The 849-nt window shown below is 58.7% G+C and carries 1 protein-coding gene; it reads left to right on the top strand.

From position 1 onward, the window contains the following. Positions 1-66 precede the first annotated feature (66 nt). Positions 67-824 (top strand): IS5 family transposase gene (locus tag ACFQDM_RS15165; protein ID WP_157001717.1). Its coding sequence is split into 2 segments (ribosomal slippage): positions 67-385 and positions 385-824, totalling 759 coding nucleotides; the frame shifts between segments, so codons are not numbered across the junction. Positions 825-849: the final 25 nt, after the last annotated feature.

The raw sequence follows: 849 nt of genomic DNA, 5'->3' as shown, positions 1-849 counted from the left end.
TAGGCTCCAGACCCATTGATTTTACGCCCTTTGCGTGATTCAGGCCGCCGCAAGGAGACCTGATCGATGAGCAACTTGTTCTGGCTGACCGAAGCGCAGATGGCGCGCCTTCGCCCGTTCTTTCCCAAGAGCCATGGCCGTCCGCGAGTGGATGACTTGCGGGTGCTAAGCGGCATTATTTTCATCAATCGCAATGGCTTGCGATGGTGCGATGCACCAAGAGAATATGGACCGGCAAAGACGCTCTACAATCGCTGGAGGCGCTGGAGTGACAACGGGGTCTTTGCACGGATCATGGTCGGCCTGGCTGCAAAGGACACCGATCCCAAGACGATCATGATCGACGCGACGTATCTGAAGGCGCACCGCACGGCTTGTAGCCTGCGTGCGAAAAAGGGGGGCGCGGTCGCCAGATCGGTCGAACGAAAGGCGGCATGAACACAAAGCTGCACGCCGTCACCGATGCGAAAGGCAGACCGATCCGGTTCTTCATGTCGGCAGGGCAGGTCAGTGATTATACCGGCGCGGCGGCGCTTCTGGACAGCCTGCCGCAGGCCGACTGGTTTCTGGCAGACCGGGGCTATGACGCTGACTGGCTTCGAAAAGCATTGCAGGACAGAGGGATAAAAGCCTGCATCCCCGGCAGGACGTCGCGCAAGAAGACCGTGAAATACGACAAGCGCCGCTACAGAAGGCGCAATCGCATCGAGATCATGTTCGGTCGTCTGAAGGACTGGAGACGTGTCGCCACACGTTACGACAGGTGCCCGGAGACCTACCTTTCCGCAATCGCATTGGCCGCAACCGTTCTGTTCTGGCTGTGATCAAGAACGAGTCCTGACGCTAGGC

Origin of the sequence: Ponticaulis profundi, from assembly GCF_042659465.1 — a bacterium.
GTDB lineage: Bacteria > Pseudomonadota > Alphaproteobacteria > Caulobacterales > Hyphomonadaceae > Ponticaulis > Ponticaulis profundi.
Note: the sequence above shows the minus strand (reverse complement) of the source record. Positions and strands in the feature narration are given on the sequence as shown.